This window comes from Nocardia sp. NPDC051321 (assembly GCF_044455225.1).
Lineage (GTDB): Bacteria > Actinomycetota > Actinomycetes > Mycobacteriales > Mycobacteriaceae > Nocardia.
This window is the reverse complement of the sequence record NZ_JBITEM010000001.1, coordinates 117,810-140,857: the sequence shown is the minus strand read 5'-3', so window position 1 is coordinate 140,857 and position 23,048 is coordinate 117,810. Positions and strand designations below refer to the sequence as shown.

Here is a 23,048-nt window from a genome sequence, read left to right as displayed (position 1 = left end):
GGCGCTCTGCACAGGCGGATTGCCGTTTCGTTCTACTCCGCGATCACGATCTTGACCTCGGGGTCCGCCGCATCGGTTGCCTCGCTCGGGGTGACGAACCAGTGGGTGACTTCGCCGTCGGCTAGGTCGTTGGCGACTTCGCCGGTCGGGAGGACCGAGAGGGCGCCCGCGGTGGCGGCGGCCAGGAACTCGAGCATGGCGGCGCGGCCGGAGCGGGCCGTGGTGTACGTGGTCGACTCGTAGTCGATGCCGTACTCCTCGCGGACGTGTTCGGCTCGGGCGAGGGCCTCGGTCTGCGAGATGGCGAGGACGCCGTCGCCGGTCGGGACGACGAAGGCCGGATGGTCCTCGCCGAGCGGGCGGACCCGGTCGGCGTAGGAGACCGGGTGCGACGGTGCCGCGACCAGGTCGGCCTGCATCCGCGGCTCGGACGGGACCAACCACTGAATCGGGCTGTCCGGCAACGCATTCAGCGCGATACCGAAAGTCGTTCCGGCACCGACCATGTCGTCGACGGTGAGATCACCGGCGAACAGCAGTGCCGCACCGGCCTTCTGCACCGCCCAGGCCGCGACCACCGCGTCCAGCGAACGCGGCAGCGCCACCGCGACGATGTCGCCCGGCCCCGCACCCCGATCGATGAGCACCCGCGCCAACTGTGAGGAGCGTCGATCCAGCACGTGGTAAGCGATTTCGTCGCCGTCGGCGAGCAGCGCGGGCGCCTCCGGATCCTCCTCGACCACCTCGGCGAGCACCTTGGCGACCGTGTGCGCGCCGACCCGGCCGGTCGGCTCCGGCGCGGAAGTGGTTGCCGTGATGCCGGATTCGACGAGCAGGCGAGCCCGTTCACCGGCGTCGAGGATGTCGATGTCGCCGACGAGTCCGTCCGGATCGCCGAGCAGCGCTTCCAGCACCCGGATCAACCGCGCGGACATGATCTCCACCTCGTCCGCGGAGAACCGGCTGCCAAGGTACTTGAGCGTCAGCTCGATCGTCGCCTCGGCGGTCACCAGCAGCGTCAGCGGGTAGTGCGTTGCGTCGTTGACGCCGACACCGGTCACCGACATGCCGTCGATGGAGCTGGCGGCCGAAATGGCCTCCTTGTCCATCGGATACGACTCGAACACCAGCAGCGTGTCGAACAGCGATCCGGTGCCTGCCACCCGCTGGATGTCGGTGAGTCCCACGTAGTGGTGCTCGAGCAGATCGGCCTGATCGTGCTGCACCCGCTCCAGCAGCTTGCCGATGGTCTGCCGATCGTCGATGCGCAGCCGCACCGGCAGCGTGTTGATGAACAGGCCGACCATCGACTCCACGCCCGGCAGCTCGGCGGGCCGCCCGGAGACGGTGGCGCCGAACACCACATCGCCACGGCCGGTGAGCCGTCCGAGCAGGATGCCCCAAGCCGCCTGCACCAGCGTGTTCACCGTGACGCCCAATTCGGCGGCGTGCTTGGTGAGTTGGCGGGTGCGGTCGGTGTCGAGCTCGGTGACCAGCTTGCCGATCTCGTACTGCTCGGCCGAACGCGGCTGCGGCGCAAGCTGAGTCGGCTCACTGACGCCGTCGAGCGCGGTCGCCCAGGCCCGCAGCGAGGCCTCGCGGTCCCGTCCGGCCAGCCAGCCGAGGAAGTTGCGGTACGAGGCCACCCGGGGCAGCGCCGCCTGATCGCCGCGAACCGCGTACAGCACCAGCAGATCCCGCATCAGCAGCGGCATCGACCAACCATCCAACAGGATGTGATGGGTGGTGATCGCCAGGTGCCACTGGCTCTCGTCGGTGCGGAACAGGGTGAACCGCAGCAGCGGCGGCACCGCCATGTCGAAGTGCGTCGCCTGATCGGCCGCGACCTGCCTGCGCAGTTCCGCGGTCCGCTCGTCGGCGGGCAGCGCGGTGAGATCCACCTCGCGCCACGGCGCCTCGATCCGATCGAGCACGACCTGCACGGCCTGCCCGTCGGAGTCGGTGACGAACGCGGTGCGCAGGTTCGGGTACCGGTCGATGATGCCCTGTGCGGCCGCGTGCAGCCGCTCGACATCGAGCGCGCCGCCGAGGTCAACCACGGCCTGCATGGTGTACACGTCGACCGTCGCCTGGGTCATCATCGCGTGGAACAGCAGACCGGACTGCAGCGGCGAGAGCGGCCACACCTCGGCCAGCGCCGGGTAATTCCGTTCCCACAGCTCGATATCGGTCTGCTCGACCCGAACCAGCGACATGTCGGACGGCGTGAAGCCACCCGCGTCCGGCCGCCGCGCGTGCGTCGCCAGCGCGGTGAGCGCGGCGACCCAGTGGTCGGCGAACTCCTGCACCTGTTCCCGCGTCAACAACCCGGTCGGGAAGGCGAACGCGGCGCCGAGCTCCGGACCGTCCGCGCCGTCGGTGACGATCGCGTTGATGTCGATCGTCGCGTTGGCGGGCATGTCCAGGTCCATGTCGCCGTCCAGCTGACCGAGGTCGGCCACCGGCACCCAGCCGATTTCGGCGAGTTGCTCCGGGATCTCCCCGGCCGACATGCGACCCAGATAGTTGAAGCTGATCTGGCCCGAGGCACCGAGCCGCTGACCGGTCGCCGAGTTCAAGTGCCGCAGCAGGCCGTAACCGAGGCCCTTGTCCGGCACCGCGAGCAGCTGCTCCTTGATCGACTTCACGATCTCGCCGAGCGCGGCACCACCGGCGAACGCGTCGGTGAGGTCGGCGCCGCCCAGATCGAGCCGGACCGGGTAGGCCGTGGTGAACCAGCCGACGGTGCGCGAAAGATCCGCGCCGGGCACGACTTCCTCTTCACGGCCGTGACCCTCGAGCTTGACAAGGGCTGAACCCATGCCCCGCCAGCGCGCGACCGCCATGGCCAGCGCGGACAGCAGTCCGTCGTTCACCCCGCCGCGGTAGAGGCCGGGGATCGCGGTGAGCACCGCGTCGGTGACCTCGGCAGGCAAGGTGACCTCGACCCGCTCGACCGTGGCGAACGTATCGACCGCGGGGTCGAACGGCCGCGCGCCGAGCAGCGGATCCGGCGTCGTCGAAACCTGCTGCCAGAACGGCAGTTCCGCGACCCGCTCGGCCGAGGTGGCCGCCTCGGCCAGACTGTGCGCCCAGCGCCGCATCGAGGTTCCGTTGGCGGGCAACGCAACCTGCTGACCGGCGGCCAGCTGCGACCACGCGACCGCGAAGTCCGGAATCAGGATGCGCCAGGACACACCGTCGACCACGAAGTGATGCGCCACGATGAGCAGCACATCGCGCCGCTCGCCCTCGAAAGCGAACCAGATGAACTGCGCCATCACGGCATTCGCCGGATCCAACCGGCCGAGCGCGGCGTCGAACGCCTCGCTGCCGACCCGCTTGAGCTCCGCGTCGTCGACGTCGGCGGCGAGCTCGACCCGATGCACCATGGCGTCCACGTCGACCGCACCGGTCGCCAGCGCCTCGAAGGCCCACCGATCGTCGTTGCGGCGCAACCGAGTACGCAGCACGTCGTGGTGGTCGAACACCGCCGCGATGGTCCCGACGAGCGTCGCCCGGTCGATACCGTCCGGCAGCCGCAGCGCCATCGTCTGCGAGAAGCGGTCGTAGGCCGAGCCACTCGCGAGGATCTGCGTCATGATCGGCGTCAGCGGAATGTCGCCGACCCCGCCGCCGGGCAGCTCCTCCAGCTTCACCTGCTCCGAACCCGCACCGAGCGTGGCGATTTCGGCAAGCGAGGCCACGCTGCGCCGCTCGAACACCTCGCGCGGAGAGAACACCACGCCGCGCGCCTTGGCCCGCGACACCAGCTGGATGGACAGGATGCTGTCGCCGCCGAGCGCGAAGAACGAGTCGTCCAAACCGATCTGCTCGACCCCGAGCACCTCGGCGAACACCTCGGCGATGACCGCCTCGATCTCGCTGGCCGGTGCCCGGAACTCGCGCGGCGCGAGCACCGGCTCGGGCAGCGCCTTGCGGTCCAGCTTGCCGACCGGGGTCAGCGGGATCTCGTCGAGCACCATGATCGCCGACGGCACCATGTGCGGCGGCAGGCTGCGCGCGGCGTGCTCGCCGAGCCGGACCGTGTCGATCTCGTGGCCGGGCACCGCGAGCACATAGGACACCAGAATCGTGGCGCCCGCCGCGGTCTGCTTGCCGAGCGTGATCGCGAACTCGACGTCGGGATGGGCCGCGAGCACCGTGTCGATCTCGCCGAGCTCGATGCGGAAGCCGCGGATCTTCACCTGGAAGTCCGAGCGCCCGACGTAGTCCAGCTCCCAGCGCACCTCGGGCACCGCGGCATTACCCGCGCGCTCGCCCGGCTCGGCGAACCAGCGCACCACGTCGCCGGTGCGGTACATCCGCGCGCCCTCGTTGCTCCACGGGTTGGCGACGAATCGTTCCGCGGTGAGGTCGGGGCGGTTGTGATAGCCACGCGCCACCGCGCCACCGGCGAGGTAGAGCTCGCCCGCGACACCCGGCGGCACCGGGTTGAGCCGGTTGTCGAGCACCAGCGCCGACATGCCGCGTACCGGCAGGCCGATGGTGACGTGCCGTCCCGGGGTCAGGCTGGCGTACGACGAGATGATCGTCGTCTCGGTCGGACCGTAGGCATTGAAGTACTTCCGGCCCGGGTACCACTTGGCCAGCAGTTCCGGCGTGGTGACATCGCCACCGACCGAGGCGACTTCGAGCGCCTCCATGCCCGCCGGATCGACCGTGCCGAGCACCGCGGGGGTGATGATCGTGTGCGTGACCCGCTCGGTGCGCAGCAGCTCGGCCAGGTCCGGCCCGCCGATGATGGTCGACGGCACGATCACCAGCGTCGCGCCGGTGTAAGCGGCACACAGCCATTCGAGCACCGACGGGTCGAAGCTCGGCGAGCAGATGTGCAGGAACCGGTGGTGCGCCTCGAGCTGGTAGAGGTCGGTGGCGACGCCGACCAGACCGCCCATGCCCGCGTGGGTCACGGTGACGCCCTTGGGCATACCCGTCGAACCCGACGTGTAGATGACATACACCGGGTGCCGCATGGCCAGCGACGAGATCCGATCCGCGTCGGTCACCGAGTCCGGCGACTTGGCCTCGATCAGCTCGCCGAGCGCCGGATCGTCCAGCCGCAGCCATTCGACGTCGCGCGGCAGGCGATCCACGTGCTCGGTCGCGGTGATGCCGATGACCGCGCCGGAGTCGTTGATCATGTGCCGCATGCGGTCTTCGGGGTAGGTCGGGTCGACCGGCACGTGCGCGCCACCGGCCTTCGCTACCGCCCAGAACGCCGCGACCATCTCGTAGGAGCGCGGGAAGGACAGCGCCACAATGCGTTCCGGACCGACACCGCGTTCGATCAGCACCCGTGCCAGTCGCGACGAGTACTCGTCCAGCTCGCGGTAGGTGATCGAGCGCCCCTGGTAGCGGACCGCGATCTGCTCCGGGTTCAGCTTGGCGCCGCGCTGCAGCAGATCCGGCAGCAGCCCGGTGGCCATCACGTCTTCGCCGTGCACGTGCGTGAGCAGCTCGTACTCGTCCGCGTCGAGCAGCGGCAGGTCACCGATCGGCAGCTCACGTTCGGTGGCGATGGCGTCGAGCAGCCTGGTGAACCGCTGCGCGAAGACCTCGACCGTGGCGTCGTCGAAAAGGTCACGGGCGAAGGAGAACTCGGCGTACATGCCCGCGTCGCCGCCGGCCGCGGCCTCGCGAATCGTCAGCGACAGATCGAACTTCGCCGTCTCGACCTCGAAATCGACCGCCCCGACGTGCAATCCGGGCAGCTCGAAGCTCGTCTCCGGCAGGTTCTCGAACGACAGCGCCACCTGGAACAGCGGGTGCCGCGCGGTCGAGCGCTCCGGGTTGAGCAGCTCGACGAGCCGCTCGAACGGCAGGTCGGCATGCGCGAACGCCTGTAGGTCCGCGTCCTTCGTCCTGGCGAGCAGCTCGCCGAAGGTGAGGTCGCCTTCCACGTGCGAGCGCAGCACCAGCGTGTTGACGAACATGCCGATGACGTCGTCGAGTTCGGCCTCGCCACGACCCGCGATCGGGGTGCCGATGGCGATGTCGTCGGTGCCCGACATGCGCGCGAGGAACAGCGCGAGCGCGGCGTGCACCAGCATGAACATGGTCGCGTTTTGTTCCCGCGCGATCTCGGTGAGCTTGCCGTGCAGCTCGCCGTCGATCGGGAACACCACGCGTCCACCGTTGAACGACTGGGTCGTCGGCCTGGTCCGGTCGGCGGGCAGGTTGAGCTCGTCCGGCAGCCCGGCCAGCGCGGCCCGCCAGTATTCGGCCTGCTGCGAGATCAGGCTCGCCGGATCGGCCTCCGAGCCGAGCACGTCGCGCTGCCAGAGGCTGAAGTCCGCGTACTGCACCGGCAGCGGCGCCCAGCCAGGGGGCACGCCGTTCGAGCGGGCCGCGTAGGCCAGCATCACGTCGCGGGTCAGCGGGCCCATCGACCAGCCGTCCGCGCTGATGTGATGGACAACGAACACCAGCACGTATTCGCCGTCGGTGATCCGGAACAGCTTGGCCCGCAGCGGAATTTCCGCCGTGACATCGAAGCCCGCGGTGATCACGTCGACGATCCGCTGCTGAATGTCTTCGACGGCAACGGTTTCCGGCGTCAGGTCCGGCACCGACTGCTCGGCGGGCATGATCACCTGGCTCGCGGCACGCCCCTGCTCCGGGTACACCGTGCGCAGCGTCTCGTGCCTGGCGATGACATCGCCGACGGCGTCCTGCAGCGCGGCGACATCGAGGTCGCCGGTGAGGCGCACGGCAACCGGGATGTTGTTGACGGCCGACGCGGTGTCGAACTGGTTCAGGAACCACATGCGCTGCTGTGCCAGCGACAGCGGAACCTGTTCCGGACGCGGCCCCGCCACCAGGGCGCGACGGCCACCGGCACCGGCGTGCTGTTCGACCTTCACGGCCAGACCGGCGACGGTGGACGCCTCGAACAGCGCGCGCACCGGCACCCTGGCATCGAGCGCGGCGCCGATGCGGGCGGCGACCTGAGTAGCCAGCAGCGAGTTACCGCCGAGACCGAAGAAGTCGTCATCCGCGCCGACCTGCTCCACACCGAGCACCTCGGCATACACCGACGCCACGATCTCCTCGATCGGCGTCGACGGCGCACGGAACGCCTGCGCCTCGAACTCCGGCTCCGGCAACGCCTTTCGATCCAGCTTGCCGTTCACATTCAACGGCAACGCATCCAGCACCACGAACGCCGACGGCACCATGTACGACGGCAAACCAGCGGTCAACGCCGACTTCACCTGCACCACATCGACATCGGCGCCCACCAAGTAGGCAACCAACCGATCACCAGTCTTCGGATCAGACTTGGCGACCACCGCCGTCTGCGCGATCTCCGGCAGCGCAAGCAGCGCCGCCTCGATCTCACCCAGCTCAATGCGGAAACCACGGATCTTCACCTGGAAGTCGGTGCGGCCCCGGTACTCCAACTCACCGGAGGCGTTCCACGCCACCAAGTCACCGGTCCGGTACATCCGCGCACCGGGCTGGAACGGGTTGGCCACGAACCGATCCGCGGTCAGATCCGCGCGACCGAAGTAACCACGCGCCAGCTGCGCACCCGCGAGGTACAGCTCACCGGCGACACCGTCGGGCACCGGCCGCAGTCGCGAATCCAGCACGTAGACCTGGCTGTTCCATTCGGGCAGACCGATGGACACCGAGGTCTCGTCCGCCCTGGTCACCCGATGGCTGGTAATCGAAACCGCGGCCTCGGTCGGGCCGTACAGGTTGAACAGCTCGGTACGCGAGTGCTCGCGCACGAACCGCTGCGCCAGCGCGCCCGGCAGCGCCTCACCGATGGCCAGCACCCGCCACAGCGAGTTCGGGAAGTCACCGGCCGTGAGTGCGTCGAGCATCGAGGGCACCACGTGCAGCGTGGTCACCCACTCGCGGGCCATCAGCTCGTTCAGGTACGCCGGGTCCTGATGACCGTCGGGCGCGGCGATGACCAGCCGGCCACCACAGACTGCCGCGGACCAGAACTCCCACACCGAAAGGTCGAAGGTGGCAGCGGTCTTCAGCAGAATCGCATCGGCGGCATCGAGACCGAACTCGGTGACCTTCCACTGCAACTGATTCGCGATCGCGCCATGCGAAACCGCAACACCCTTCGGACGACCGGTCGAACCCGACGTGAAGATCACGTACGCGGTGTTCTCCGGACGCAACGGCGCCACCCGGTCAGCATCGGTGATCGAGGTCTTGTCCACCTCGGCCAGATCCAGCTGATCGATCCGGACCAAAGGCGCGACATCGGTAGCGAACTCGGCATCGGCATTGGTCAGCACACACACCGGAGCCGCGGTCTCGAGGATGTAGTTGGTCCGCTCGGCAGCCTGCGCCGGATCCACCGGCACATACGCACCACCGGACTTCGCCACGGCATACATCGCCACGACCAAATCCACCGAACGCCGGAACGCCAGCGCCACCCGCGACTCCGGCCCCACACCCATCGAGATCAAATGCCGCGCAAGACGATTCACCCGTGCATCGAGATCGCCATAGGTGATCGACGCGCCGTCCTCGGTGACCAGCGCGACTTCCTTCGGCCCGGCCGCCACCGAGGCGTCGAGCAGCGAAACCAGCGTCGCCGCCGTGTCCACCGCGTTGTCGGTCGCATTGCGGCCGGTCACCAGCCGCGCGCGTTCCGCGACGTCGAGCAGTTCGATATCGCCGACCGAGGTGCGCGGCGCGGCGATGATCTCACCGATCAGGCGCGCGAACCGATCGACGAAGCCCTGCACGGTATCCCGCTCGAACATGTCGGTGGCGTAGGTGAAGAACCCGGTGATGCCCTCGGGCTCGCCCGCGTCGCTGTAACGGTCGGTCGCGATCAGGTGCAGATCGAACTGCGACAGCGCGGTGTCGATATCGAGCCCGGACACCGCAAGACCCGGCAGCTCCAGTCCGGCCTTGGCCAGGTTCTGGAACGAAAGACCCACCTGGAACAGCGGATGCCGCGCGGTGGACCGGACCGGGTTGAGTACCTCGACGAGGCGCTCGAACGGCACATCGGCGTTGGCGAACGCCTGGATGTCGGTCTCGCGTTGCCGCGCAAGGAGTTCGGTGAACGGCTCACCGGCGTCAATCTTGGTGCGGAACACCAGCGTGTTGACGAACATGCCGATCAGGTCGTCGAGGACGGCCTCGCCGCGACCCGCCATCGGCGTGCCGATGGCGATGTCGTCGGTGCCCGACAGCCGCGCGAGCAGCACCGCGAGCGCGGTGTGCACGACCATGAACAGCGTCGCACCCTCGGTGCGGGCCAGCTCGATCAGGGCCTGATGCGTCTCGGCGTCGATGCGCAGCTCGACCTTGCCACCGGCGAAGGACTGCACCGCGGGACGCGGCCGATCCGACGGCAGATCCAGCTGATCCGGCAGCTCGGCCAGCGCCTGGCGCCAGTACGCGACCTGCTTGGCCGCCAACGACTCCCGGTCGTCCTCGCTGCCGAGCAGCTCACGCTGCCAGATGCTGTAGTCGGCGTACTGCACCTCGAGCGGGGCCCAGTTCGGCGCCTCGCCAGCCGACCGCGCGGCGTAGGCGATCATCAGGTCACGGGTCAGCGGGCCGACCGACGAACCGTCACCGGAGATGTGGTGCACCACCATCGCGAGGACGTATTCGACCTCGGCGGGAGCGGAGCCACCCGACGAAACCGCGTCCGGATCCGTTGCCTCCCCGGCGATCTGGAACAGCGCGACCTTCATCGGCACCTCGGTGGTGACGTCGAACATCGTCGAAGTCAGTGCCACCACGGCGGATTCGATCTGTGCCGGCGCCACCACGCGCACGTCCAGCCGCGGCACGGCCTGGGCGGGCGGCAGGATCACCTGCACCGGACCGCTGTCGGTCTGCGGGTAGATGGTGCGCAGGATCTCGTGCCTGCTGACCAGGTCCGCGATCGCGGCACGCAGCGCGGCCACGTCGAGGGCGCCGGTGAGCCGCACCGCGATCGGCACGTTGTAGGCGGCCGACTGGGTGTCGAACCGGTTGAGGAACCACATGCGCTGCTGCGCGAGCGACAGCGGAATGTGTTCGGGGCGTGGCGCCGCGGTCAGCGCCTTGCGACCACCGGCGTCGGCATGCTGCTCGACCCGGACCGCAAGCGCGGCAACCGTGGACGCCTCGAACATCAACCGGACGGGCACGCGAGTGTTCAGCGCCTCACCGAGGCGGGCGGCGACCTGCGTGGCCAGCAGCGAGTTACCGCCCCAGGCGAAGAAGTCGTCATCGAGGCCGAGCCGCTTCGATTCCGCCCCTTCCCGATCCGAGATTCGCAGCACGTCGGCGAAGGTGTTCGCGACGATCTGCTCGATCGGGGTGACCGGCGCGCGGAACACCGCCTTCTCGAAGGTGGGTTGCGGCAACGCCTTCCGGTCCAGCTTGCCGTTGGCGTTGAGCGGCAAGGCGGCCAGCTGGATGAGCACCGACGGCACCATGTACGACGGCAGCTCCGCGGCGAGCGCGGCCTGCAGCCCGCGCTTGTCGAGCTGACCCGCCCGCGGCACCACGTACGCCACCAGACGGTCGCCGATGCTCGGATCGGTATGCGCGAGCACCGCGGCCGCCGTGATCGCGGGCTGACGCAGCAGCGCGGCCTCGATCTCGCCGAGCTCGATGCGGAAGCCACGGATCTTCACCTGGAAGTCGGTGCGGCCGCGGTAATCCAGTTCGCCGGTGCCTACCCACCCCGCCGGCTCCGCCGGCTGCCGTCCCCTAGTGGCATTCCAGGCCACCAGGTCGCCGGTGCGGTACATGCGCTCGCCCGCCGCGCCGAACGGATCGGCGACGAACCGGTCGGCGGTCAGCTCGGCCTTGCCGAAGTAGCCGCGCGCCAATTGCGCACCGGCCAGGTACAACTCGCCCGAGACGCCGACCGGGACCGGCCGCAGCCTGGCGTCGAGCACGTAGACGCGGCTGTTCCATTCCGGCGCGCCGATCGATACCGACAGCTCGTCGGCGTCGGTGACCAGGTGGCTGGTGATCGACACCGCAGCCTCGGTCGGGCCGTACAGGTTGAAGAGCTCGGCTGTGTTGTCACGGCGGAACCGCTGCGCGGTCGCGGCGGGCAGTGCCTCACCGATGGCGAGTACCCGGCGCAGCGAATGCGTCAGGCGGCCAGCGGATTCGGTGAGCAGCGAGTCCAGCATGGACGGCACCACATGCAGCGTGGTGACCCCGGTGGTGCGCATCAGCTCGTTGAGGTAGGCCGGATCGCGGTGACCGTCGGCCGCCGAGATCACCAGGCGCCCACCCGACGCGGCCGCGGTCCAGAACTCCCACACCGAGAGGTCGAACGTCGCCGCGGTCTTCAGCAGGATCGCGTCGTCGGCGCCGAGGCCGAACGTCGCGATCTCCCACTGCAACTGGTTGACGATCGCGGCGTGCGGAACGGCGACGCCCTTGGGCTGGCCGGTCGAGCCGGACGTGAAGATCACGTACGCGGTGTTCGCCGGGGCGAGCGTGCCGCGGCGTTCGGTGACCGGCCCGGCCGCGAACACGGTCAGGTCGAGCGCGTCGATCTGTACGACCTCGGTTGCGGCGGTGCGGAATCCGTCACGACCGGTGGTCAGCACGCAGACCGGTGCCGCCGTCCCGAGGATGTAGTCGGTCCGCTCGGCAGGCTGATCCGGGTCGATGGGCACATAGGCCGCACCCGATTTCGCGACCGCGTACATGGCGACCACGAGATCGGTGGAGCGGCGGAGGGCCAGCGCCACCCGGTCTTCCGGACCGACGCCACGCTGAATCAGGTAGCGGGCCAGGCGGTTCACCCGAGTGTCCAGCTCGGCGTAAGTCAAGCTCGCGAAGCGAATCCGTGAGGGGGGGTGGTCGGGCGACGGGTGGGCCTGGTGCTGACCGGTCGGCTCGTCGGCGACGAGCGCCACCGCGTCCGGCGTCGCCGCTACCGTGGCGTCCAGCAGCGACACCAGCGTCGCGGTCGTGTCGACCTCGTGCGCGGTGTCGTTCCAGGTGCTGAGGATGCGGGTGTGCTCGTCATCGGCGAGCAGGTCGATCTCGCCCACCGGCAGGGTGGCATCGGCGACCACGGCGTCCAGCACGCGCACGAAGCGGTCCGCGAAGCCCTGGACCGTGTCCTCGTCGAACAGGTCGATGGCGTAACCGAATTCGGTGATGATCTCGGCGGGGGTGCCGTCCTCGGCGTAGCGGTCGTACAGCGTGACGTGCAGGTCGGTCTTGGCCAGCTGCGAGTCGAAGTTGACCGCGCTCACCGAAAGACCCGGCAGTTCGAAGGTGGTCTCGGCCAGGTTCTGGAACGAAAGGCCCACCTGGAACAGCGGATTGCGCGCGGTGGAGCGGACCGGGTTGAGCACCTCGACGAGGCGCTCGAACGGCACGTCCGCGTTGGCGAACGCCTCGAGGTCGCGTTCCTTGACGTCGGCGAGCAGGTCGGCGAAGCGGTCGCCCGGCGCGACCCTGGTCCGGAAGACCAAGGTGTTGACGAACATACCGATCAGGTCGTCGAGTTCGCGCTCACCGCGACCCGCGATCGGGGTGCCGACCGCGATGTCGTCGGTGCCGGACAGCCGCGACAGCAGCACGGCGAGCGCCGCGTGCACCACCATGAACAGCGACGCGTTGTTGGCGCGGGCCAGTTCGTGCAGGCGGGCGTGCCGCTCCGGGGATATCTCGAAGCGAATCGCCTTGCCGTGGAACGACTGTGCGGGCGGGCGCGGCCGGTCGGCGGGCAGTTCCAGCTGATCGGGCAGCCCACCGAGCGCGGTCCGCCAGTAGGCGACCTGCTGGGCGGCAAGGGATTCCGGATCGTCTTCGGACCCGAGCACCGCGCGCTGCCAGAGCGCGTAGTCGGCGTACTGCACCGACAGCGGAAGCCACTGCGGCGCCTCGCCTTGCACGCGGGCCACGTACGCGGCCATCACGTCGCGGGCCAGCGGGCCCATCGAGGAGCCGTCGGCCGCCACGTGGTGCACGGTGAACGCGAGGACGTGCTCGTCCGGCGCGATCCGGAACAGCGCGACAGCTAGCGGCACCTCGACGGTGACGTCGAAGGTGGTCAGCGCGAACGCGATGACCGCGTTGAGCAGATCGGCCTCGGTGACCTCGACCGGGGTGAGCGCGGCCGCGGACTGTGCCGCGGGCCGGATCACCTGGTGTGGCCCGTCCGCGGAGCGCGGGTAGGTGGTGCGCAGTACCTCGTGGCGGGCGAACACGTCGCCGATCGCCTGTTCCAGCGCGGCGACATCGAGCGCACCCGACAACCGCACCGCGAGGGGGATGTTGTCGACGGCCGAAGTGGTGGTGTCGAACTGGTTGAGGAACCAGTAGCGCTGCTGGGCCGGCGACAGCGGGATCCGCGCGGGACGCTCCCCCGTCTCCAGCTTCGGCCGCTGCCTACCCGATCCGGCGTTGCGCTCGACCCGGGTGGCCAGCGCGGACACCGTCGATGCCTCGAACAGGTCGCGGACCGCGAGCCTGGTGTCCAGCGCGGCACCGAGCCGCGCGGTCACCTGGGTGGCCAGCAGCGAGTTGCCGCCGAGTTCGAAGAAGTCGTCGTCGAGACCGACCCTGGCGACACCGAGCACGTCGCCGAAGGTGCCTGCGACGATCTCCTCGATCGGGGTGGACGGTGCGCGGAACACCTTGGCCTCGAACACCGGCGCGGGCAGCGCCTTGCGGTCGAGCTTGCCGGAGGCGTTGAGCGGGAACTGCTCGAGCACCACGAACGCCGAGGGCACCATGTACGCGGGCAACTCGCCGCCGAGTTCGGCGCGCACGCCGTCGATGTCGATCGCCCGACCGGTGGTCGGCACGACATATCCGACGAGTTGATCGCCGAGGCGGTCGTCCGAGCGCACGACCACCACGGCCTGCGCGATGGAATCCAGTGCGGTGAGCGCTGATTCGATCTCGCCGAGCTCGATCCGCAAGCCGCGCAGCTTCACCTGGAAGTCGGTGCGGCCCAGGTACTCCAGCTCGCCACGCGCCGTCCAGGTGACGAGGTCACCCGTCCGGTACATGCGCTGGCCGTCCGCGCCGAACGGGTTGGCCACGAATCGATCCGCGGTCAGCTCCGGACGCGCGACATAGCCGCGAGCCAACTGCACACCCGCGAGGTACAGCTCACCCGCGACGCCGACCGGCACCGGGTGCAGCCGCGAATCCAGCACGTACACCTGAGTGTTGAACACGGGGGCACCGATCGGCACCGACACCGAGTCGGCCTCGTCCACCTCGTGGAAGGTGACGTCGACGGCGGCTTCGGTGGGGCCGTACAGGTTGTGCAGGCGAGCGCCGGTGAGTTCCTGCATCCGCTGCGCGGTGGCCGCGGGCAGTGCCTCACCGGAGGCGAAAACGTTGACCAGGCTGGTGCACTCGTCCGCACGCTGCTCGGCGACGAACACCGAGAGCATCGACGGCACGAAGTGCGCGGTGGTGACCTCTTCGGAGGTGATCACCTGGACCAGGTACGCCGGATCCCGGTGACCATCGGGCTTCGCGACGACCAGGCGGGCACCGATCTGCAAGGGCCAGAAGAACTCCCACACCGACACATCGAAGGTCGCCGGAGTCTTCTGCAACACCACATCAGTGCGTTCCAGACCATACTCGGCCTGCATCCACACCAAACGGTTGACGATCGAACCGTGGCTGACCGCAACACCCTTCGGACGACCCGTGGAACCGGACGTGAAGATCACGTAAGCGGTGTTCGAAGGCCGCAGCGGCGCACGACGATCCGCATCAGTAACCGGCGCCTCGGAGTAACCCGACAGCTCGAGATGATCGATCTCGACGGCAGGGGTCTTCCCCGCGTCGAACTCATCGCGCGCTGTGGTCAACACGCAGACCGGTCGCGCCGTATCAAGCACATAGTGCGTGCGATCGGCCGGGTGATCGGGATCCAACGGCACGTAAGCACCACCGGCAACGCTCACCGCGTACATGCCGACAACCAGCTCGATCGACCGGCGCATACCGAGCGCGACCATCGAATCCGGGCCGACGCCCATCGAAATCAGATGACGCGCAAGACGATTCACCCTGGCCGAGAACTCGGCATAGGACAGACTCGTCCCCTCGAACGTCACAGCGATCGCGTCAGGCGTCCGAGCAACCTGCGCCTCGAACATCGACACCAACGTCGCCGAATCATCCACCGCATGCGCGGTGTCGTTCCAGCGCGCGACCACCTGCGCGTGCTCGGCGGAATCCAGCAGCTCGACATCGCCGATCGCCACGGACGGATCCGCGACAACAGCGGTCAAAAGCCGGACGAGCCGATCCGCGACGCCTGCGATGGTGTCCGCGTCGAACATGTCCGTCGCGTAAGCGAATTCCGCGGTCATGCCGTCGGCGGCGCCGTCGGCGTCGAACCGGTCGGACAGGCTCAGGTGCAGATCGAACTTGGCCGTCACCACGTCAAGGGGCACACCGGCGACCTCGAGACCGGGCAGCTCGAACGAGGCCTCCCCGGTGTTCTGGAACGACAGCATCACCTGGAACAGCGGGTGCCTTGCCTGCGAGCGCGCCGGGTTCAGGATCTCGACCAGCCGCTCGAACGGCAGGTCCGCGTGCCCGAAGGCGGCCAGGTCGCGGTCCTTGGTGTGCGCGACCAGGTCCGCGAACGGAGCCGCGGGGTCGACCTCGCTGCGCAGCACGAGGGTGTTGACGAACATGCCGATGGCGTCGTCGAGTGCGGCCTCACCGCGACCGGCGACCGCGGTGCCGATGGCGATGTCGTCGCTGCCGGACAGCCGGGCGAGCAGCGCGGCGAACGCGGCGTGCACCACCATGAACAGGCTCGCGCCGTGCTCCCTGGCCAGCGCGTTCAGGTCACGCAGCAGCTGCGCGTCGAGCGAGAACTCGTATACCCCACCGCGATTGGACGCGACGGCGGGCCGCGAGCGGTCCGACGGCAGGTCGAGCTGGTCGGGCAGTCCGGCCAGGCTGTCGGACCAGTAGGCGACCTGCTGCGCGATCAGCGAGGACGGATCCTCTTCGGAGCCAAGGGTTTCCCGCTGCCACAGCGCGTAGTCGGCGTACTGCACCGGCAGTGGCGGCCAGGCAGGCGCGTCGCCGCGGGAGCGGGCCGCGTAGGCGATCATCACGTCGCGGGCCAGCGGGCGCACCGACCAGCCGTCGCCGGAGATGTGGTGCACCACGAAGACCAGCACGTGGGTGTCCGGCTGTGAGCCGTCCATCGAACCGGCCACCCGGAACAGCTGGGCCCGCACCGGCACCGCGGTGGTGACGTCGAAGCCGGTCAGCACCAATTCGCGGACGCGGTCCTGGATTTCGGTCTCGGACACCTCGATCGGGGTCAGGTCGATCGGTTCCTGCCCGGCGGGCAGCACCACCTGAACACCTTGACCGTCGGCGGTCTCCGGGTAGACGGTGCGCAGCACCTCGTGCCGGTCGACCACGTCGGCGACGGCCTGGCGCAGCGCGTCGGTGTCGAGCGAGCCGGTGAGCCGGACGGCCAGGGGGATGTTGTTGACCGCCGAGTCCGTGTCGAACCGGTTGAGGAACCACATCCGCTGCTGTGACAGCGACAACGGAATCCGGGCCGGACGCTGTCCCGCGACCAGCTCGCGGCGGCGTCCGGTGCCCTGGTTGGCTTCCATCCGCGCGGCCAGCGCGGCGACGGTCGGCGCCTCGAACAGCATCCGTACCGGGACACGGGTGTCGAGTGCGGCGCCGAGCCTGGCGACCACCTGGGTCGCGATGAGCGAGTTGCCGCCGAGCTCGAAGAAGTCGTCGTCGATGCCGACGGCGCGTTCGCCATCGGCTGCGGTGAGGCCGAGCACCTCGGCGAAGGTGTTGGCCACGATCTCTTCGATCGGGGTGGACGGCGCGCGGAATTCCCTTGCCTCGAAGGCGGGTTCGGGCAGCGCGCGCCGATCCAGCTTGCCATTCGGGTTGAGCGGCATGGCGTCGAGCACCACGAGCGCGGCGGGCACCATGTACGACGGCAGTCGGCCGGCCAGGTGCGTCCTGAGCTCGTCCACGTCCACCGTGGCACCGCTGACCGGCACCACATAGCCGACCAGCTGATCGCCGGTGTGCCCGTCCGCGCGCACCATGGCTACGGACTGAGCCACCGAATCGTGTGCGGCGAGCGCGGATTCGATCTCGCCGAGCTCGATGCGCAGGCCGCGCAGCTTCACCTGGAAGTCGGTGCGGCCGATGTACACGATGGCGCCGTTGTCGCCGCGGGTGACGAGGTCACCGGTGCGGTACATCCGGGCGCCCTCGGCACCGAACGGGTTGGCCACGAAGCGATCCGAGGTCAGGTCGGTGCGGCCGAAGTAGCCGCGCGCCAGCTGCGCGCCCGCGAGGTACAGCTCGCCCGCGACACCCGACGGCACCGGCTTCAGCCGGGCGTCGAGCACATACGCCTGGGCATTCCACACCGGAAGACCGATCGGCACCGCACCGGTGACGTCGTCGGCCACCGGGCCGTGCGTGGCGTGCACGGTGAATTCCGTTGGGCCATAGAGGTTGTAGAGCTCAGCCGAGCTGACCCGGCGGATCGCGTCGACCGCTTCGGCGGTGAACGCCTCACCGGCGATGAACAGCGTCCGCAGCGAGGCGAGCGCGTCGCTGCCGTCGGTGATATCGACGTTTCCGGCGAACACCGTCAGCATCGACGGCACGAACGAGGTCATGGTGACGCGTTCGGCGGCGATCACGTCGGCGAGGTACTGCGGGTCGCGATGTCCGTCCGCGCTGGCCACCACGATGCGGCCGCCGGTGGTCATCGAGCCGAACAGTTCCCACACCGACACGTCGAAGGTCGCGGGCGTCTTGAACAACACGATGTCGTCGGCGCCGATGCCGTATTCGCCGGTGATCCAACGGATCTGGTTCACCACGGCCGCATGCGGCACCGCGACACCTTTGGGGCGACCGGTCGAGCCGGACGTGAAGATCACGTACGCCGGATGCTCCGGGCGCAGCGGCGCGAGCCGGTCGGCGTCGGTGAGCGGCGCGTCCGAGTAGCCGGACAGATCCAGTTCGTCGATCGACAGCGTGGTCCGGCCATCCGCCTCGAACCCGTCGCGGGACGTGGTCAGCACACACACCGGATCGGCCGACTCGAGCACGTAGTTCACCCGGTCGGCGGGCTGGTCGAGATCCAGCGGCACGTAACCGCCACCGGCCTCGTGCACGGCGTAAGCGGCAACCACGAGATCGACCGAGCGCCGCAGACCCAGAGCGACCAGAGACTCAGGGCCGACTCCGGCCTCGATCAGCTTGTGCGCCAACCGATGCACGCGAGCACTGAACTCGGCGTAGGTCAGCGAATCACCGGTGGCAGGGTCGACCACGGCGACCGAGTCTGGGGTGGCCTGCGCCTGAGCGGCGAACTCCGCGACCAGCGTGCTGGGCGCGCCGAGATCACGCTCGGTGTCGTTCCAGCCGCGCAGCGCCTGCTCGGTCTCCCGCTCGTCGAGCAGCGCGATATCGCCGATCGGCCGATCCGGTTCCGCCGCGAGCGCGCCGAGCAGTCGGTTGAATCGCTGCCCGAGCTCCGCCATTGTCTCCGGATCGAAAAGATCCGTGGCATAGATGAATTCGGCGCTGATCCCGGCCGGAGTGGCATGGGCGCCGTTCGCCGCTTGGGTGGCGTTCTTCTCCGACAGTGTCAGCTGCAGATCGAACTTCGCCGTGTCGATCGGCAATTCGACGCCGCTGACCGTCAGGCCGGGCAGTTCGAGGCTGTTCTGGCCGAGGTTCTGGAACGACAGCAGCACCTGGAACAGCGGGTGCCTTGCCTGCGAGCGCGCCGGGTTCAGGATCTCGACCAGCCGCTCGAACGGCAGGTCCGCGTGCCCGAACGCGGCGATGTCGGTGGCGCGCACGGTGCGAAGCAGGTCGGTGAACGTCGCGCCGCGCTCGATCGGGGTCCGCAGCACCAGGGTGTTGACGAACATGCCGATCAGGTCGTCGAGGGCGCGCTCGCCACGACCCGCGACCGGCGTGCCGATCGCGATGTCGTCCTCGCCGGACAGGCGGGCGAGCAGCACGGCCAGCGCGGTGTGCGTGACCATGAACAGCGTCGCGCCCCTGGTGCGGGCGAGTTCGGTGAGCTTGGCGTGGGTGTCGGCGTCGATCTCGAAGCTGTGCGTCGCGCCGCGACCGGAGGCGACCGCGGGCCGCGGCCGGTCGGTGGGCAGGTCGAGCTGATCGGGCAGCCCGGCCAGCGAGTTCGACCAGTACGCGATCTGCTGGGCGATCACCGATTCCGGATCGTCCTCGTCGCCGAGCACCGCGCGCTGCCACAGCGCGAAGTCCGCGTACTGGACTTCCAGTGGCCGCCAAGCGGGTTCGCCACCCTCGACGCGAGCGCCGTAGGCGGTCATCACGTCTCGGGTCAGCGGGCCCATGGAGAAGCCGTCGGCGGAGATGTGGTGCACCACCAGGGCCAGCACGTGCTCGGTCGGGCTGACCTCGAAAAGCCTTGCCCGGAACGGCACCTCGGTGGTGACGTCGAAGGCGGTCAGCACCAGCTCGGAAAGCCGTTGCGGCAGTTCGGCCTCGGTCACCTCGAAGGGCGCGAGATCCGGAATCACCTTGGCGGTCGGCACCGTCTGCTGGTGCGCGGTGCCATCGACCTCGGGGTAGAACGTGCGCAGCGACTCGTGCCTGGCCAGCACGTCGGCGACCGCGATCTGCAGCGCCTGCCGGTCCAGCAGACCGGACAGCCGGACGGCGGCCGGGATGTTGTCCACCGCCGAGTCCGGATCGAAGCGGTTGAGGAACCACATGCGCTGCTGAGCCAGCGACAGCGGAACCAAGGCGGGTCGCTGCTGCGGCGCAAGGGCCGCCCGGGCACCGGCACCGGTGTGCGTCTCCGCCCGGGCCGCGAGTGCGACCACCGTGGACGCCTCGAACAGTTCCCGGACACCGAGATCGGCGTCCAGCGCGGCGGACAACCGCGCGGCCACCTGGGTGGCGGTCAGCGAGTTACCGCCGAGCGCGAAGAAGTCGTCGTCCAGGCCGACCCGCTCCAGGCCGAGCACCTCGGCGAAGGTGGCCGCGACGATCTCCTCCACCGGCGTCGTCGGCGCGCGGAACACCGCGGCCTCGAAGACCGGGGCGGGCAACGCCTTGCGATCGAGCTTGCCGGAGGCGTTGAGCGGGAACTCGTCGAGCACGAGCACCACGGACGGCACCATGTACGCGGGCAGCCGCTCGGCCAGGTCCTCACGCAGCAACTCGGTGTCCACCCGGACATTCGGCGCGGGAATGATGTAGGCGACGAGCTGATCACCGGTGTGCTGGTCACCGCGGACCACCACCACCGACTGGGCGACCTCGTCCAGCGCGGTCAGCGCCGTCTCGATCTCGCCGAGTTCGATGCGCAGACCACGCAACTTCACCTGGAAGTCGGTGCGGCCCAAGTACTCCAGCTCACCGGCCGAAGTCCACGCCACCAGGTCACCGGTGCGGTACATGCGCTCGCCGGTAGCACCGTAGGGGTTGGCGACGAACCGGTCGCTGGTCAGATCCGGACGCGCGACGTACCCGCGAGCCAGCTGAGTACCCGCAAGATACAGCTCACCCGCGACACCCACCGGAACCGGGCGCAGCCGCGAATCCAGCACGTACACCTGGGTGTTGAAGACCGGAGCACCGATCGGCACGGTGTCGGTATCGGTATCGATGACCTCGTGGAAGGTGACGTCGACCGCGGCCTCGGTCGGGCCGTACAGGTTGTGCAGCGCCGCACCGGTCAGCTCGCGCAGCCGGTGGGCGGGCTTGGGCGGCAACGCCTCACCGGAGGCGAACACCAATCGCAGCGAATCGCACTGGGCCGCGGCCGCGTCGGCGACGAACACCGCGAGCATCGACGGCACGAAGTGCGTGACGGTGATCCGCTCGGCGCTGATGATCTCGGCCAGGTAGGCCGGGTCCCGATGTCCGTCGGGCTTCGCGACGACCAGTCGCGCGCCGATCTGCAAGGGCCAGAAGAACTCCCAGACGGACACGTCGAAGGTGGCTGGAGTCTTCTGCAGCACCGCGTCCGTGCCGTCCAGCACGTAGGCGGACTGCATCCACACCAGGCGGTTGACGATCGCGGCATGCGAAACACCGACGCCCTTGGGGCGGCCGGTGGAACCGGACGTGAAAATCACGTACGCGGTGTTCGACGGCCGCAACGGCGCCCAGCGATCCGCGTCGGTGATCGGCGCTTCGGACAGTCCGCTCAGATCGAGCAGATCGATGCGCACCTGCGCGGTATCGATGTCGAGATCGCTGCCGGAGGTCAGCACACAGACCGGATCAGCCGTGGCCAGAATGTATTCCGTGCGCTCGGCCGGGTGATCCGGATCCAATGGCACGTACGCGCCACCGGCAACCGCGACCGCGTACATACCGACGACCAGATCGATCGAGCGCCGCATACCAAGCGCCACATACGATTCCGCGCCGACACCACGGGCGATCAGCCAGCGGGCCAGTTGATTCACCCGACCGGCGAACTCGTCGTAGGAGAGACTTGTCCCCTCGAACGAAAGCGCGGGCGCATCGGGCGTGCTCGCGGCCTGCTCGTAGAACTTCGAGACGAGCGTCGCGGCCGAATCCACCTCGTGCGCGGTGTCGTTCCAGCCGGACACCACGAGCTCGCGCTCAACGCTGTCGAGCAGCTCGATATCACCCACCGGCACAGCCGGTTCGGTGGTGATCGCGGTCAGCACTCGGATGAGGCGATCGGCGATCCGCTGCACGGTCTGCTCGTCGAACAGATCACGCAGGTAGCCCGCGCGAATCCGCAGCTTCGAATCCAGCTGGGCGATCAGTGTCAACGGGTAGTGCGTGGCATCGGCCGCGTCGAGACCCACGACCGCCATGCCGTCGATGTCGGCGGCCTGCGCCTGCAGTCCCTCGGCGTCCATCGGGTAGGACTCGAACACCACGAGCGTGTCGAACAGGCCACCGATGCCCGCCGCGGACTGGATGTCCGCGAGCCCGACATAGTGGTGATCGAGCAGGTCCGCCTGCTCGCCCTGGGTCCGGGTCAGCAGTTGGCGCGCGGACTCCGCAGGGTCGAAACGCACCCGCACCGGCACGGTGTTGATGAACAGGCCGACCATCGACTCCACGCCGGACAGGTCGGCGGGACGCCCGGACACCGTGGTGCCGAACAGCACGTCGTCGCGACCGGTCATCCGGCCGACCACGATTCCCCACGCGGTCTGCAGCACGGTGTTCGGCGTGACGCCGAGTGAACCGGCCAGCGCGGTGAGCCGCGTGGTGACCGTCTCGTCGAGTTCGAAGAAGTATTCGCCGGACAGCGAGGTGATTTCACGTCCGGCGTCCGGGCGGGCCAGCAGCGTCGGCTCGGTGACACCGCGCAGCGCGGTGGTCCACGCGGCGACCGAGGCCGAATGATCCTGCTGCGCGGTCCATTCCAGGAAGTGCCGGTAGGACCGGACCGCGGGCAGCACGCTGGTGTCCGCGTGTGCCGCGTAGAGCACAAGCAGGTCCTGCATGAGCAGCGGCATGGACCAGCCGTCGAGCAGGATGTGGTGGTTGGCCACCACGAACTGCCAGCGGTCGCGCGCCACCTGGATCAGCGTGAAGCGGATCAACGGCGGCTCGGTCAGGTCGAAGCGCGTGGTGCGGTCCGCGGCGATGAGGTCGTCGCCGTCGCCCTGCTCGATCCGGTCGTGCTCGGACCAGGCGACCCGGACACTGTCCAGGACCACCTGCACCGGGCTGCCGTCCCGGTCGGTGACGAACGCGGTGCGCAGGTTCTCGTAGCGGTCGACCAAAGCCTGTGCGGCCGAACGCAACCGGGCCGCGTCGACCCGGCCGGTGAGGGTGAGCACCGCCTGCGCGGTGTACACGTCCACCGAGCTGGCGGCGAGCCTGGCGTGGAACAGCAGACCCGACTGCAGCGCCGACAGCGGCCAGATGTCGGCCAGGTTCGGGAAGCGCCGCTCCCAGCCGTCGATATCGCCCTGCGCGCTGCGCACCAGCGCGAAGTCGGACGGCGTGTGCCCACCGGCGCCGGTCGAATTGGCGTGCCGGGCAACCGCTTCCAGCGC

General features: G+C 69.0%; 1 protein-coding gene (only partly in view). It reads right to left on the bottom strand.

Annotated features, from left to right (window positions below; all coding sequences use genetic code 11):
* Positions 1-32: 32 nt before the first annotated feature.
* Positions 33-23,048 carry the 3' portion of a non-ribosomal peptide synthase/polyketide synthase gene (locus ACIA8C_RS00515; protein WP_397130128.1) on the bottom strand. 20,751 nt of this gene lie beyond the right edge of the window, so 23,016 of the gene's 43,767 nt are visible here — the last part of the coding sequence; its start codon lies off the right edge, out of view; it ends in the stop codon at positions 33-35.